16 protein-coding genes are annotated in these 14,472 nt (G+C 62.3%); 8 read left to right on the top strand and 8 right to left on the bottom strand.

The window, feature by feature from the left end:
* Nucleotides 1-4: 4 nt before the first annotated feature.
* The 3 genes from VWZ81_RS15260 to VWZ81_RS15250 form a co-directional block, all read right to left on the bottom strand.
* A complete protein-coding gene (locus VWZ81_RS15260; protein ID WP_416542853.1) occupies nucleotides 5-1,612 on the bottom strand; it encodes a peptide chain release factor 3 in 1,608 nt (535 codons plus the stop codon).
* Between the two features lie 89 nt (nucleotides 1,613-1,701).
* Nucleotides 1,702-2,133, bottom strand: coding sequence for a nuclear transport factor 2 family protein (locus VWZ81_RS15255; RefSeq protein ID WP_340545137.1), 432 nt, complete (start codon nucleotides 2,131-2,133; stop codon nucleotides 1,702-1,704).
* Between the two features lie 167 nt (nucleotides 2,134-2,300).
* The gene (locus VWZ81_RS15250; protein WP_416537783.1) at nucleotides 2,301-3,269 is read right to left on the bottom strand and encodes a Hint domain-containing protein; all 969 of its coding nucleotides are present in this window, start codon (nucleotides 3,267-3,269) and stop codon (nucleotides 2,301-2,303) included.
* A 295-nt stretch (nucleotides 3,270-3,564) separates the two neighbouring features.
* Here VWZ81_RS15250 and VWZ81_RS15245 point away from each other — a divergent pair, with 295 nt between their 5' ends.
* From VWZ81_RS15245 to VWZ81_RS15235, 3 genes are all read left to right on the top strand, one after another.
* Nucleotides 3,565-4,344, top strand: a complete 780-nt coding sequence (locus VWZ81_RS15245) for an SDR family oxidoreductase (protein WP_416542854.1) — start codon at nucleotides 3,565-3,567, stop codon at nucleotides 4,342-4,344.
* A gap of 13 nt (nucleotides 4,345-4,357) precedes the next feature.
* On the top strand, nucleotides 4,358-5,485 hold the full coding sequence (locus VWZ81_RS15240; RefSeq protein ID WP_416542855.1) for a hypothetical protein: 1,128 nt from the start codon (nucleotides 4,358-4,360) through the stop codon (nucleotides 5,483-5,485).
* Between the two features lie 171 nt (nucleotides 5,486-5,656).
* The gene (locus tag VWZ81_RS15235) at nucleotides 5,657-6,784 is read left to right on the top strand and encodes an ABC transporter ATP-binding protein (protein WP_340545141.1); all 1,128 of its coding nucleotides are present in this window, start codon (nucleotides 5,657-5,659) and stop codon (nucleotides 6,782-6,784) included.
* Nucleotides 6,785-6,794: 10 nt separating this feature from the next.
* Here VWZ81_RS15235 and VWZ81_RS15230 read toward each other — a convergent pair whose 3' ends face one another.
* Complete coding sequence (locus tag VWZ81_RS15230) at nucleotides 6,795-7,502, bottom strand: helix-turn-helix transcriptional regulator (RefSeq protein WP_416537781.1); 708 nt, start codon at nucleotides 7,500-7,502, stop codon at nucleotides 6,795-6,797.
* 134 nt (nucleotides 7,503-7,636) lie between these two features.
* The gene (locus VWZ81_RS15225; protein ID WP_416535921.1) at nucleotides 7,637-7,945 is read right to left on the bottom strand and encodes an antibiotic biosynthesis monooxygenase family protein; all 309 of its coding nucleotides are present in this window, start codon (nucleotides 7,943-7,945) and stop codon (nucleotides 7,637-7,639) included.
* A 225-nt stretch (nucleotides 7,946-8,170) separates the two neighbouring features.
* Between VWZ81_RS15225 and tatA the strand changes: the two genes are divergently transcribed.
* From tatA to VWZ81_RS15200, 5 genes are all read left to right on the top strand, one after another.
* Nucleotides 8,171-8,389, top strand: a complete 219-nt coding sequence (gene tatA, locus VWZ81_RS15220) for a twin-arginine translocase TatA/TatE family subunit (RefSeq protein WP_260080776.1) — start codon at nucleotides 8,171-8,173, stop codon at nucleotides 8,387-8,389.
* Between the two features lie 6 nt (nucleotides 8,390-8,395).
* Nucleotides 8,396-8,881, top strand: coding sequence for a Sec-independent protein translocase protein TatB (tatB, locus tag VWZ81_RS15215; RefSeq protein ID WP_260087519.1), 486 nt, complete (start codon nucleotides 8,396-8,398; stop codon nucleotides 8,879-8,881).
* Nucleotides 8,878-9,852 carry a twin-arginine translocase subunit TatC gene (gene tatC / locus VWZ81_RS15210; RefSeq protein WP_340545144.1) on the top strand — a complete coding sequence of 325 codons (975 nt, stop codon included), beginning with the start codon at nucleotides 8,878-8,880 and terminating at the stop codon, nucleotides 9,850-9,852. The genes tatB and tatC overlap by 4 nt, the downstream gene beginning before the upstream one ends.
* Before the next feature lie 185 nt (nucleotides 9,853-10,037).
* On the top strand, nucleotides 10,038-10,493 hold the full coding sequence (gene rpiB, locus VWZ81_RS15205; RefSeq protein WP_416535920.1) for a ribose 5-phosphate isomerase B: 456 nt from the start codon (nucleotides 10,038-10,040) through the stop codon (nucleotides 10,491-10,493).
* Between the two features lie 47 nt (nucleotides 10,494-10,540).
* Complete coding sequence (locus tag VWZ81_RS15200) at nucleotides 10,541-11,383, top strand: ATP-binding protein (protein WP_416537778.1); 843 nt, start codon at nucleotides 10,541-10,543, stop codon at nucleotides 11,381-11,383.
* Nucleotides 11,384-11,491: 108 nt separating this feature from the next.
* Here the strand turns inward: VWZ81_RS15200 and VWZ81_RS15195 are convergent, their stop codons facing one another.
* From VWZ81_RS15195 to surE, 3 genes are all read right to left on the bottom strand, one after another.
* The gene (locus VWZ81_RS15195; protein WP_416542856.1) at nucleotides 11,492-12,712 is read right to left on the bottom strand and encodes a peptidoglycan DD-metalloendopeptidase family protein; all 1,221 of its coding nucleotides are present in this window, start codon (nucleotides 12,710-12,712) and stop codon (nucleotides 11,492-11,494) included.
* A gap of 139 nt (nucleotides 12,713-12,851) precedes the next feature.
* Complete coding sequence (locus VWZ81_RS15190; RefSeq protein WP_340545148.1) at nucleotides 12,852-13,499, bottom strand: protein-L-isoaspartate(D-aspartate) O-methyltransferase; 648 nt, start codon at nucleotides 13,497-13,499, stop codon at nucleotides 12,852-12,854.
* Nucleotides 13,496-14,278, bottom strand: a complete 783-nt coding sequence (gene surE, locus VWZ81_RS15185) for a 5'/3'-nucleotidase SurE (protein WP_416542857.1) — start codon at nucleotides 14,276-14,278, stop codon at nucleotides 13,496-13,498. The genes VWZ81_RS15190 and surE overlap by 4 nt, the downstream gene beginning before the upstream one ends.
* Between the last annotated feature and the right edge of the window lie 194 nt (nucleotides 14,279-14,472).

Genomic DNA, 14,472 nt, shown 5'->3' with positions numbered 1-14,472 from the left:
GGTCTTAAACCATCATCTCCTTGGTCGCCGTCAGTTTCAAGTCTGGATAGTCGCGCTCTACACGGTCGATATCCCACTGCAGGCGGGTCAGATAGACCACGTCGCCGTCATGGTCATGGGCAATGTGCTGCTTGTTGGTGTTGATGAATTTATCAAGCGCGGTCTTATCGCCACTGACCCAGCGGGCCGAGGTGAACTGCGAGGCTTCGAAGCGCACCGGCAGGCCGTATTCCATCTCGATACGGCTCGCCAGCACTTCGAATTGCAGCTGGCCGACCACACCCACGATAAAGCCGGAGCCGATCGAGGGTTTGAAGACCTTTGCGGCACCTTCCTCGGCAAATTGCATCAGCGCCTTTTCCAGGTGCTTGGCCTTCATCGGGTCACCCGCGCGCACCCCCTGCAACAGTTCCGGCGCAAAGGACGGAATGCCGCTGACACGCAGCGCCTCTCCTTCGGTCAGCGTGTCGCCGATGCGCAGCTGGCCGTGGTTCGGGATGCCGATGATGTCACCAGCCCAGGCTTCCTCGGCCAGCTCGCGGTCAGAGGCCAGGAACAACACCGGGTTGGAGATGGCCATCGGCTTCTTTGAGCGCACATGGGTCAGCTTCATACCGCGTTTGAAATGGCCCGAGGCCAGCCGGACAAAGGCCACACGGTCGCGGTGCTTGGGATCCATATTGGCCTGCACCTTGAATACAAAACCGGCAACCTTCGTCTCATCCGGCGCAATCTGGCGCGGCAGCGCCGATTGTGGCTGCGGCTCGGGTCCGTAGGTGCTGATGCCATCCATCAGTTCCTTCACGCCAAAGGAATTGATCGCCGAGCCGAACCAGATCGGCGTCATATGCCCCTCAAGCACCGATTGCGGATCCAGTGCAGGCAGCAGCTCGCGGGCCATTTCGACCTCTTCCAGCAGCTTCTCAAGCAGATGTGCAGGCACATGCTCGGCCAGCTTGGGATCGTCCAACCCCTCAATCGCGATGCTTTCGGCGATCTTGTTGCGATCCGCGCGGTCCATCAGTTCCAGCCGGTCGCGCAGCATGTCGTAACAACCGATGAAATCACGGCCAACGCCGATCGGCCAGCTGGCGGGCGTCACGTCAATCGCAAGGTTCTGCTGGATCTCGTCGATGATCTCAAAGGTGTCCCGGCTCTCTCGGTCCATCTTGTTACAGAACGTCAGAATCGGCAGGTCGCGTAGGCGGCAGACCTCAAACAGCTTCTGGGTCTGGCTTTCCACACCCTTGGCACCGTCGATCACCATCACCGCCGCGTCCACCGCAGTCAGCGTGCGATAGGTATCTTCCGAGAAATCGGAGTGACCGGGTGTGTCCACCAGATTGAAGCGGTAGCTGCTGTAGTCAAACGACATGGCCGAGGCTGAGACGGAGATCCCGCGGTCCTTCTCCATCTGCATGAAGTCCGACCGCGTGCGCCGTGCCTCGCCTTTGGCGCGCACCTGACCCGCCATCTGAATAGCACCGCCATAAAGCAGGAACTTTTCAGTCAGCGTGGTTTTGCCGGCATCCGGATGCGAAATGATCGCAAAGGTGCGGCGCCGGGCAATTTCGGCCGGCAGGTCGGGGGGGTTGGGGACGATATCGAGCATGAGCGCGCGTATATCAGGATGGCGGGCCGAGGCAAGAAAAACAGGGCGACAGCCGTTGCGTCGCGGTCCTGATAGCTGAGGCCGACTGGTTACTCCCAGACCAGCGTCTGCCCTCCAAGGCAGGCCGGCATGGCATCTGGCGGCAGCTGACCCAGCTGTTCAAAAAAGGTGAAGGCATCGAACTTGGAACTCAGCTCGGCGATTTTGCCGTCCGTAAACCGAATCATCATGATCCCCTCGGCACTGACCGGCGTCATCCCGTCCGGGCCATCAGAGGTCAGCAGATAGCGTGTCGAGGTCCAGTCGCCATCCTCGATATACTGCAGGATTTGAACGCGGAATTTGCCCGCAAGCTTGTGAACGACGTCAATCAGGACGGGATAGTCCTGACGTGGATTGGGGAGCCCGTCGAGCAGTTCGGTCGTATCCAGAGAGGGGGCCAGCATCTCGGCAAACGCGGCCATGTTGCGTTTCTCCCAGACCTCGAAAAACCAGCGCTGCACCAGTTGCTGTTTTGTCATCGTCAGGCAAAGTCCCATAGAGTCCATAAGGAGAGAATTCCCCATATGGTTGAATTGTAGGGGCAATTCTATCAGTAATCGTAAACTCGCTTCGCCTCTCGCCCAGTTCCCGGGCATCTGTTGCGGCCCCGCACATCCCGGCGCGAAGGGGCCATATACCAGCGTGTTTACATCGGGCGCGGCTCCAGGCCCGAGATGCGCGGTGGTTGACCGGGGATCAGGCCCGGCGTGCGGATCAGCTTCTCCTGCGGCAGCGCAGCCCGTGTCAGCGGATCAAGCAGCAGGCTCTCGGCGGCGATCCCTTCGGCAAAGATGATCTGGTGGCGATCAAACAGCAGCTGGAAATAGTCGATGAAGCCGCCGGTTCGTTCGACAATGTCGATGCCATTGACCAGTTCGCGTGCGCGCACCAGCTGATCTGGTCGGCCACGGCGGCGACCTTCACGACAGCGATGCACCAGCAACCGGTGGTCCGGGCTGACAAGCAGGTCATTTGCGTTGTTGAGCGCCCCGGCCCGGATCAGGATCGGAGCCATTTCTCCAACCGCACGGCTGGTGCATTGGCCGATCCAGCGCACCACTTGGGCACCGGCATCGCGGGTCAGAACCCGGTCGCCTACCTGTAGATCCTCAATCGGTCGCTGGGCGCCGGTGTCCAGGGTGATATGTGTTCCGCGCGTGAAGGAGACACAGGCAAGCTGTGCAAGCCGCTGGCGCGTGCCCTCGCGGGTCTTGCGCACAAGGGTATAGCCGGTCTGCGGCAGCAAGGGGGCAAGCGGCAGCAGATAGATCGCCGCGATCAACCCGTCGTCATCGACCTCAACCACCACCAGCGCCTCCACATTGGCGCCGATATCCGGCATCAGCGTCAACAGGCAATCCAGATGCAGCCGGGCACCGGGTGCACCTGTTGCGCTGTCCTGACCAAGAACAAGCTGCCCGTCAGCGCGTGCGGTCAACGACAATTGGCGCGGTGGCGCGTTGCGCATCAGCTGATAGACGTCGTCCAGATGCAGGTCATCATATACCCCAAGCCCATCGCCCATATTCGCGCCCATCTCGACGCAGAAATCGGCGGCAGGAAAAACAGCAAGAATCTGGGCGGCAACGGGGCTCTGATGCAGCTGTGTCAGCATGAATAACCTAACCAGTATCGTGTGCGCATCCTGCGCGTATGACCTTCTATCTTGCGGCGAAATGTGGCGAGATGCGGACCAGAGCGGGGTGGTTTTGCGAAGCCGCAAGGGGAAACTGCCAAAGCCGGCAGGGCAGGGGACGACCACCGGGTCGCCGATGGCATCGGGGCTGGTCAATCCCGGGGCGAGCGTGCAAGCTTCGGGCAACAGAACAGATGCGTGATCCGGTCCGCCACATCAGCCCATCGGGCAGCTGACAGGCGGACGACGACGCGCCGTAACAGGGAGAGATCTGATGGATTTGGGATTGTCGGGAAAGCGGGCGTTGGTCTGTGCCAGCAGCAAGGGGCTGGGGCTGGGCTGTGCTGAGGCTCTGGCCGAGGCGGGCGTGGATCTGGTGATGAACGCGCGCGGCGAAGAGGCGCTTCTGGCGTCGGCCCAGTCGATCCGCGATGTGCATGGTGTCAATGTCGAAACCATTGCTGCTGACATCACCACCGAGGCAGGGCAGGCCGAGGTTATCGCCGCGGCAGAGGGCGTCGATATCCTTGTCACCAACGCGGGCGGGCCGCCACCGGGCATGTGGTCCGATTGGGGCCGTGATGATTTCATCAGGGCGCTGGATGCCAACATGCTGACGCCGATCGCGCTGATCAGGGCGCTGGTCCCCGGCATGATGGAACGCGGATGGGGCCGTGTCGTCAACATCACCTCACAGTCGGTGAAGGCACCGATTCCGGTTCTGGGCCTCTCCAATGCGGCGCGCACCGGGCTGACCGGCTATGTGGCAGGCACCTCTCGCCAGGTCGCGTCCAGGGGCGTGACCATCAACAATCTGCTTCCCGGCATCCATGCCACTGACCGCGCGGTCTCGCTGGATACGGGCGTGGCCCAGCAACAGGGGATATCGCTTGAGGAAGCGGCCGAACAGCGCGCCGCCAGCATTCCCGCCGGGCGCTACGGCACGCGGCAGGAATTTGGCGCCACCTGCGCCTTTCTCTGCTCCCAGCATGCGGGTTTTATCATTGGCCAGAACATCCTGTTGGATGGCGGCGCCACCAATATGACCATCTGATGGGGGCAACAGCGTGGCATCCGGTTTTTCGCTGAAGGATCAGTTATTTAATCTTGAGAAGACCCGCTATCTCGCGGGTCTCTTTGCGGCGGCGGACCCGGGGTTTGAAGCGGACAGATTTGTGTCCGAGGTGATGACGGATCTTCCCGATCTGGAGCTGAAGCAGCGCATCGCGCTGATTGCCGATGTGCTGGCCCGCCACCTACCGGAGGATCTGGAGGCCGCAGCACCGGTGTTGCGGCGCGCCTTGCCACCGCCGCTGGACCCAAGCCTGAGCGATGATGACTTCGGTGATTTCATATTTGCGCCTTTGGGGGAATTTGTGGTGCTGCGCGGGCTGGACCAGGCACCGGAGCTGTCGTTGCAGCTGCTCCGCGACATCACGCAGCGGTTCTCGATGGAATGGGCGATACGTCCCTTTTTGACCCGCTGGACCGATCTGACGCTGGCAGAGATGCAGCACTGGGCCACGAGCGACAATTATCATGTCCGCCGTCTGGTGAGCGAGGGCACCCGTCCAAGGCTGCCCTGGGGGCAGTCGGTACCGCTGACTCTTGCGCAGCCCTTGCCGCTGTTGGATCAGCTTCACGCAGATCCCACCCGCTATGTCACCCGCTCGGTCGCCAACCACCTGAATGACATCTCGAAAAAGGAGCCGGAACTGGTGCTGGACCGGTTACGCAGCTGGCAGGCGGCCGACCAGCAGCGCCCGGAGGAGCTGGCCTGGATCACGGCCCATGCCCTGCGCGGTCTCGTCAAAGAGGGTCATACAGGCGCCATGCAGATGCTGGGCTATGATCCCGAGGCCGCCGTCAAGGCGACGCTGGCGCTTGCCAAGGAGCCGGTCCATATCGGCGGAGCCCTGCAATTTGACTGCCATCTGGACGGCGCGCCCGGCGCCCCTGTGCTGGTGGATTATCGCCTGCATTTCCAGCGCCCCGGAGGCAAGGTCTCGGCGAAGGTCTTCAAACTGAAACAGACGGCGATTTCCGAAGGCGGCACCCGTCTCAGCAAGCGCCATCCGCTGAAAGCCGGGGCCAGCACCTTTACGCTGGTGCCGGGGCCGCATCGGCTGGAGTTGCTGGTCAATGGCCGGGTGCGGGATGATCTCACCTTTGATCTGCTGGAGCCTATGAGCTAGCAGTCCGCCCTCGGTTTACCCTCTGCCAGCCGCCCCTCCGTCAGCGGTGAGTTTGCCCGATCCAAAGCGCGATCTGTCGCGCCGCGCCCCGTTCCCTTGCATGGGGGCAGCGGGGTTGATATCTGCGAGCTAAACCAGATCGTTTTGATCAGAAACCAGTTACGAGGTCGCATGACATCTGCCCCCCTTGATCCGATGGTTGGCACCGATAGACCCGCCGTGACCGCACCACGTCTGGAGATCCGCAACCTGCGGCGCTTCTTTGACGGGCGGGCGGTGGTGGATGACGTGTCGCTACAGATCCAGGCCGGTCAGGTGACCTGTCTTCTGGGGCCTTCGGGTTGCGGCAAATCCACCACTTTGCGGATGATTGCCGGCGTCGAGATGCAGGACAGCGGCGAGATTTACGTCGATGGCAAGCTGATCTGCGACACCGTGTTCCGCGTTCCGCCCGAACGCCGGGAAATCGGGCTTATGTTTCAGGACTTTGCCCTGTTCCCGCATCTGAGCGTGGCCGACAATGTCGCCTTCGGACTGAAGGGCAGCAAGGACGAGAAACGCCTCCGGGTGCAGGAGCTGCTGCAGAAGGTGTCGCTGTCGCAATATATCGACGAATTCCCCCATCAGCTGTCGGGCGGCGAACAGCAGCGGGTGGCCCTGGCCCGCGCGCTGGCGCCCAAGCCGCGCATCATGCTGATGGATGAGCCGTTCTCCGGGCTGGACAATCGCCTGCGCGACGGCATTCGCGACGAGACCCTGACATTGCTGAAGGAAGAGGATGCTGCCGTCCTGCTGGTCACCCATGAGCCGGAAGAGGCGATGCGGATGGCTGATGAGATTGCGCTGATGCGGTCCGGTAAGATCGTGCAGCAGGGGGCGCCCTATAATGTCTATACCCGTCCGGTCGATCGTGCGGCGGTGGGGTTCTTCAGTGACACCAATGTTCTTCATGCCGAAGTGAATGGCGCTCTGGCCGAAACGCCCTTTGGTCAGTTTCTGGCGCCGGGTGTGCCTGATGGCACCAAGGTCGACATCGTGTTCCGCCCCCAACATCTGCGCATTGATTTTGATCGGAACGGGCGCGGCCCGCACCCGACCCCCAGCGACGGGGTAGCCGCGCGCGGCGTGGTCGAGCGGGCGCGCTTTCTAGGGCATGAGAGCCTGGTTGAATTTCGCATGGATTTCGATGGCAGCGTGCTGAAGGCGACAGTGCCCAATGTGTTCCTGCCGGATGCAGGCCGGGTGATGTGGCTCACGGTTCGGCGCAACCGCTGCTTCGTCTTCCCGACCGGCAGCTGAGCTACATCCATCAGCCGGTCGTTGGCCCCGCAGCGGCATCGGACGAGTCGGCATAGGGCTGGTAGTCCATCAACCGTTTGCCCGGCTCATCCACGAACAGCTCGGGCAGGGGTTTGGCCGCCTCGATCAGGTCGACCCGGAACACCCGGAAATCGCCACGCGTTTCGCACCAGGCGGTCAGCGTCCAGACCCGGCCCCAATACTCCATATGCAAGGGGCGGATGACGCGCTCTGTCAGCGTCTCATCAATGCGGCGATAGGTCAGATGCAGCTTCTGGCGGGCCTTTATCGCGGCCCGCAAGGTTGGCATCTGCGTAAAGCCCCGCGCAGCATCGGCAAAGGGGTAGACGGCAAACTTCCACGCATCCGCCTCGGCGATGGTGCCTTCGGGCAGCACCGCGTCCACCTTGGCGGCCAGCCTCTCGGCGGCGGCCTTCAAATCCGGATCGGCGGCCTCGGCCACAATCGCCATGCCCAGGTTCAGCGCCTCCAGCTCCTCCGCAGTCAGCGTCAGCGGCGGCAGCGTGATCGCTTCGCGCACCATATAGCCGACCCCTCTTGCGCCCTCCACCGGGACACCGCTGGCAACCAGCGTATCCATGTCGCGGTAGATCGTCCGGGTCGAGACTTCCAGCCGTTCGGCGATATCCTGTGCGCGGTGCAATTTCCCGTCGCGCAGGATCTGGATAATATCAAAGAGGCGATCAGTACGGCGCATGATCTAGCCTTGGAACGGCGCGGGGAGGAGGTCAAGGCCCGACACCACGCGCAGTGATTGACGCCCCCCGCCGGATAGAGGGCGGATGCAGCGCATCCACCCTCCGTACTTGACCTGAGCCTGGCTCGCGCCCCTCAGGAGGCCATGCTCCACTGTACCTCCTCATGACGCATCTGCGCAGTGCCCTCGGCAATCGCCTGCATCAGGCTGGCGCAGAAGTCCTGCTTGTGGAACTCAGCCGCGACCGACTTGGCGGTTTCCATGTCTGCCCAGATGACATAATCGGTCCAGCGCCCGTCCTCGCCGCAGCTCAGCTGTCGGTGAACAAATCCGGGCTGGGCGCGAACGAAGGATTCGCTGGCCTGGCTCAGCACGATGAATTCCGCCTCGCTCACACCTTCGGCCAGTTTGAAGGTCACAATCTCTGCAACATGTTTGCTCATCACGTCTCTCCTTGAATGCTGTGATGGGGGTGGTGTAGAGCAGTCCAACTGACATAAACCTGTCAGTTGTGTTTTCAGCAGCGCGCAAAAATGCAGTTTTGCGTGGAATCCACGCCCCTGCCGATGTCTCACCGCTTTTCCCGCCGGGGGCTCGGCGCTTAAAAACAGGTCAAACAACAACGCAGACCGTCTCCCGGCGGATCTGCCGCAGAAGGAGACGCTCTCATGCTTAATAATATTGGCCTTCCCGGCCTGCTGCTCATCGCCGTCGTGGTTCTGGTCCTCTTTGGCCGCGGCAAGATTTCCTCGCTGATGGGTGAGGTCGGCAAAGGCATCACCGCCTTCAAAAAGGGTGTGAACGACAGCACCAAGGAGCTGGAAGAAGAGACCACCGCCGAGACCGCGCGCGACGTGACGCCCGAGACCGAAAAAGACAAGGTCTAAGCCGCGATGTTTGATCTTGGGTGGACCGAACTCATGGTTATCGGCGTTGTGGCGCTGATTGTTGTCGGGCCCAAGGACCTGCCGGTTTTGTTCCGCAATGTCGGACGGTTCGTGGGCAAGGCCAAGGGCATGGCGCGCGAATTCAGCCGGGCCATGAATGACGCCGCCGATGAGGCGGGCGTCAATGAGATGGCCAAGGGGCTGAAAGCGGCGGCCAACCCGGTCAATACCGCAATGGACGGCGTCAAACAGGCCGCGCAGGATATGGCAAAATCCATCGACCCGACCAAGTTCGACCCCGACAGTGAAACCGGGAAACTGGCCGCTGAGCGGGCTGAGGATGCCAAGAAGATCCAGGCGGCCACTGCCCGTGCCGCTGCGGACCGCAAGGCACGCGAGGCCGCAGAGGCCCAGGCCAAGGCAGCCGAAGCGGAGGCGGCCCTGGCTGCCACGGACACGTCGGCGACGTCAGAAAGTGAGACCAAGACATGAGCGCGTCCGAGGATATCGACGACAGCACAGCGCCGCTGATTGAGCATCTGGCCGAATTGCGCACCCGCCTGATCCGGGCGGTTGGCGCGTTCATCGTGGGGATCGTGCTGGCCTTCACCGTGGCAGAGCCGATCCTGCAGTTCCTGCTTGGCCCGATCGAGGAAACCCTGCGCAGCCTCGGCGACCCGTCGCCAACGCTGCAATATACCAGCCCGCAGGAATATCTGTTCACGCTGTTCCGCATCTCCATGGTGTTTGGCTTTGCGCTGTCATTCCCGGTTATCGGCTTCCAGCTCTGGCGCTTTGTGGCACCGGGGCTTTACAAGACAGAGAAGAACGCCTTTTTGCCCTTCCTCATCGCCTCACCGGTGATGTTCCTCTTGGGGGCCAGTTTTGCCCATTTCGTGGTCACACCGCTGGCGATGGCGTTTTTCCTTGGCTTTGCCGATGTGTCATCCATCTTTGCCAACCTCTTGTCCGGCGCGGTCGACAACCTGCCTGCGGATGCCGCCGTGGTGCCGGAAACCACAGAAGGTGTGCGCATCACCTTCTTTGGCAAGGTCAACGAGTCGCTGGACATCACGCTGAAGTTCATTATGGCCTTTGGCCTGTGTTTCCAGCTGCCGGTGCTCCTGACCCTGATGGGCAAGGCCGGGTTGGTCAGCGCCGATGGTCTTGGCAGCGTGCGCAAATACGCGGTTGTCGCCATTCTGGTGCTGGCTGCGCTGGTGACGCCGCCGGATGTGATCACCCAAGGCATCCTGTTCTCGGTGGTCTATGGCCTTTACGAGCTGTCGATCCTGTTGGTGCGTCAGGTGGAAAAGACCCGCGAGGCCAAGCTGCGCGCAGAAGGCTACTATGATGACGAGGATGATGACGGCGACGATCTGTACGAGGAGATGGACCGGCATCCCGAAGACGACCCGTTGATGGCCGAGTTCGACGATGAGGACGACGGCAAGACCCGGTAATCCAGACCGGATCTGCTCCTGCCAGATCTGGACCAGCATATCGAGGAAGGGCGCGCCGGAGACGGTGCGCCCTTCCTCATGCGGCCGGGGCGCCATGGCGGATCGGGCAGGGGTGTATAGGCTGCCCCCTTGCTCGCGCAGCCGGAACATGCTTTGACGCCGGTAACCCACCGACGGAGACACCCATGGACCAGACCAAACCCACCCGCGTTGTTCTTTCCAGCGATCACGCCGCAATCGACCTGCGCCAGGCCATTGCCACGCATATTGCCGCAAACGGATATGAGGTGGTTGATATCGGTCCGACAACACCGGAAAGCACGCATTACCCCAAACATGGCGCGGCGGCGGCAGAGCGTGTTGCCTCGGGTGATTGCGATCTGGGCATTATCCTCTGCGGCACCGGCCAGGGCATCATGATGGCCGCGAACAAGGTCAAAGGCATCCGCTGCGGCGTCTGCTCGGAGACTTTCTCGGCCAAGATGATCCGCCAGCACAATAACGCCAACATGCTCTCTATCGGGGCGCGTGTGGTGGGCGACAGCCTGGCGATTGAAATTGTCGATGCCTTCCTCAATGCTGAGTTCGAGGGCGGCCGACATGCCACGCGCGTCGACATGATCGAGCCGCAGGACAGCTGAGCCCGAGCGCGCCGATACGCCCCACGTGCAATAGACCGGAGGCCCCGATGGATGACACAAGCCTGAGCCGCATCGCCGATGCGCTGGAACGGATGGCACCTGCGCCGCTGAAGGCGCCTGACTTTGGTGCTGCCTCTGCCTTTGTCTGGCATGTGGCCCCGGACCGGCTGGAGGCTGTCGAAACCGTGAACCGCGTCGATCTTGAGCTGCTGCTGGGGATCGACCGCGCGCGCGACACGCTGCTGGACAATACCCGCCGCTTTGCCGCCGGGTTCGGCGCCAATAATGCACTGCTCTGGGGCGCGCGGGGGATGGGTAAATCCAGCCTTGTGAAAGCGATCCACGGACAGCTGTCGCCGGACTTCCCCGCTCTGAAACTGGTGGAGCTGCAGCGCGAGGATCTGCCATCGGTCGCGCGCCTGCTGAACCATCTGCGGGCAGCGCCCGAGCGGTTCATCCTGTTCTGCGATGACCTGTCCTTTGGCCATGACGATCAGCACTACAAAAGCCTGAAAGCGGTGCTGGATGGCGGCATCGAAGGTCGGCCGGACAATGTGCTGTTCTATGCCACCTCCAATCGCCGTCATCTGATGCCGCGTGATATGATCGAGAACGAACGCTCCAGCGCCATCAACCCGTCGGAAGCCGTTGAGGAAAAGGTCTCTCTCTCGGATCGGTTCGGGCTGTGGCTGGGTTTCCACCCCTGCGATCAGGATGAATATCTCGCCATGATTTCAGGCTATTGCGCGGCCTATGGCGTTGTGGTGCCGGAGCCGGTTCTGCGCGCCGAGGCGATCGAATGGCAGGCCACGCGCGGCGCCCGCTCGGGCCGGGTGGCCTGGCAGTTCTTTACCGATCTGGCCGGCCGCCATGGGGTGAAGGTCAGCTGACCGCAAAGACGGCAGCAGCCATGATTGAACAGCTGTGATCAACCAAAAGACGGCGCTCGGGATGACCCGGAGCGCCGTCTCTTTATTGCCTGTTGCCGCTTGCGACGTTTATTGCAGATAGGGGAGCGGATCGACGCTTTCAAAGCCGTTGCGCACCTCGAAATGCACATAGGCAGCGGGTCCGTCCCGCAATGCGGCGATGGTCTGACCGCGCGAAACGGTGTCGCCCTTGTTGACCTCGATCTTGTCGACATTGGCATAGACCGTCAGCAGCTTGGCGTCGTGGCGGATCACAATGATCGGAATATTGTTGGAATCCTTGGTGATCGCCGCCACCGTACCGCCATCGGCGGCCTGCACCGGGGCGCCCGCTGCACCTGCGATATCAATGCCGTCGTTCTTGCCCTTGGAATAGGTGCGGATGATCTTGCCCTTGACCGGGAAGCCCATCGCGGCGCTGGAGCTGCGGGTCGGGGTCGGGACCTCTACCTTAGGCAGCGCTTTCGGCGCCTGTGCCGCGGGCGCGACGGTTTCCTGCGGCAGTGGCTTGGTGGCGCTTGGCGGCAGGGGCGTATTGGTGCCTTCACCCGGCGCGGTGACGGTGGCGGCGGCCGGAATCACCGCTGCGGATGCTTCCTTGCGCGGGGCTGGGCGGTCCTTCAGCGGGATCAGCAGGAACTGGCCCTCACGTATGGCAAAATCGCTGCCGAGGCCGTTCCATTCCGCAAGGGATTTCACCGGCACCTGATAAAGCCGCGAGACGGTATAAGCGGTTTCGCCGCGCTTCACCTTGTGGCGCACCGGCTCTGGTCCGCTTTGGACCTGCGGCTTGCTTGCGGTCGGCTGCGGTGCCAGCGGCGTTGTGCTGACGGTGCTTGCCGCCGAGGGTGTGGTCGATGGGGCGCTGTCGATCGCATCCCCCGCCAGCGAGGCGATATCGACGCCGCCGCTGGTCGCCGTACCGGGTGCGCGGCGAGGCAGGGCAATGATCTCCCCCTGCCGCAGCGGATCGTCGGGCTTCATCCCGTTGAACCGGGCCAGCTCGCTGGCGGGCAGACCAATGCGGCCTGCCACATCGTTCAGCGTATCGCCGCGACGGGCAACGGCCACCTGATAGGATGGATAGGTGATCAGCCCCTTGGCATCGGGTTTCGGGCGGCTGGCGGTTGCGGTCTGCGCCGCCTTTGTCGTGTTGAACGCACCGATCTGGCCGCGCAGGTCGTAATCCAGCGGTGCCTCGCAGGCCGCCAGCACGGCCACCAGCGGCAGTGCCATCAGCGCCTTGCGTCCTGTCACACGATTGCGGTGGGTGGGTACAGTCACTGTCATTTCGCTCTCCTCGGAACGCCGTTCCCGTCTTGCGGGCCCCCATTATCCCTGGGGCTTGCCAATAGTCTGTCGGCCAGCCACGCGATCCCGCTCGAGGATGTCCGGAGCGGTTGGGGTGGGCGGGTCTCTTGCCCCTCCCTTACGTGTCTTTGCCGATCCCCTCAAGCAGGGGAACAAAACGCACCGGGCGCAATTCGTCGTATTCGAGGCCGCTGTCGGTTTTTTGAACACGGATCAGCGTCTGTACAGTGTCGGACTGCCCCACGGGCACCACCATAATACCGCCGGTCTTCAGCTGCGCCAAGAGTGGGCCGGGCGGGTCTTCGGCGGCAGCAGTCACGATGATTCGATCAAAAGGCGCCTGTTCGGGGAGGCCGTGGCTGCCATCGCCGACCAGCGAGGTAATATTGGACAGGTGCAGTTGATCGAAGATCTGCCGCGCCTCCCGCACCAGCCGCGCATGACGATCCACGGTATAGACCCGCCGCGCCAGCTTGCTCAGGATCGCGGCCTGATAGCCAGAGCCGGTGCCAACCTCCAGCACCGTATCGCGAGGCGAGATCTGCAAGGCCTGGGTCATCAGACCGACAACAGAGGGCTGCGAAATGGTCTGCCCGCAGGCGATCGGCAACGGCATATCCTCGTAGGCGCGCGCCGAAAACAGCCCCCGCACAAAGGGGCCGCGGTCGATCTGTTCCATTGCATCGAGGACCTGCGCATCCGTCACCCCGCGCGAGCGCAGGGCGAACAGGAACTGCATCTTGGTTTCAGCTGTCGGGTCGCTCATTCAATGCCCTTCAGGCGCTCCAGCGCATCTGTAGCGGTCAGATCCGCCCGCATCGGCGTCACGGAGATATAGCCTGCCAGGTTCTGCGCTGCGTCACTGCCCTCGGCGGTGGCAACATGCTGGTTGCCACCACGGATCCACAGGTAGCGCCGCCCGTTGGGGGAGGTCTGCTCCTCGGCCGAGAAATGGCTGCCGCGCCGGAAACCCTGCGGTGAAATCCGCCGTCCCTTCACATCAGCGGCAGGGACAGGTGGGAAATTAATGTTGTAAAACAAGCGGTAATCGGCGTCTTCCTTGGGCTGCGCTTCCAAGATGGAACGGATCAGATCGGCACCATGTTGGGCGGCTGCCTCAAACGGGTTTTCAAGCTGCGCGTTCTGAGGTCCGAAATACTGCGACAGGCCCATGGCCGGAATGCCCTGCAATGCCGCCTCCATCGCCCCGCCGAGGGTGCCGGAGTAGAGCGCGTTCTCGGCAGAATTGTTGCCCCGGTTTACCCCTGACAACACCAGATCCGGTTGCTGGTCTTTCATCACCACATGCAGCCCGGCCAACACACAGTCCGCAGGCGATCCTTCTGCGGCAAAGTGATGTTCGCCCAGCTGGCTCAGCATGAAGGGGCGGGTGTAGCTGATGCAATGACCAACGCCGGATTGCTCAAACGCCGGTGCCACTGTCCAGACTTCTCCGCCGGGACCTGCAACCTCGCGGGCGATCTGCTCCAGAACCGCAAGGCCGGGGGCGCTGATGCCATCGTCATTGGTGATCAGAATTCGCATGGACGGGGCCTCTCGTCTGGCTCTGGCAGCCTATGTGTCGGGCGTGATTACGCCGATCTGCACTCCAGACCTGAATAAGATGTGGGGCAAAAGGGGGCAAGCCTTTCCCCGTCGTGATCCCGACCAGAGCGCCCGGCGCCAGCCCCTGCGGCACAGAGGTCACAGATTTTCTGGCCCGCTTGAAAACCAGAACG

The sequence above is a fragment of the Phaeobacter sp. JH20_34 genome (assembly GCF_048056095.1).
GTDB classification, from domain to species: domain Bacteria; phylum Pseudomonadota; class Alphaproteobacteria; order Rhodobacterales; family Rhodobacteraceae; genus Phaeobacter; species Phaeobacter bryozoorum.
Note: the sequence above shows the minus strand (reverse complement) of the source record. Positions and strands in the feature narration are given on the sequence as shown.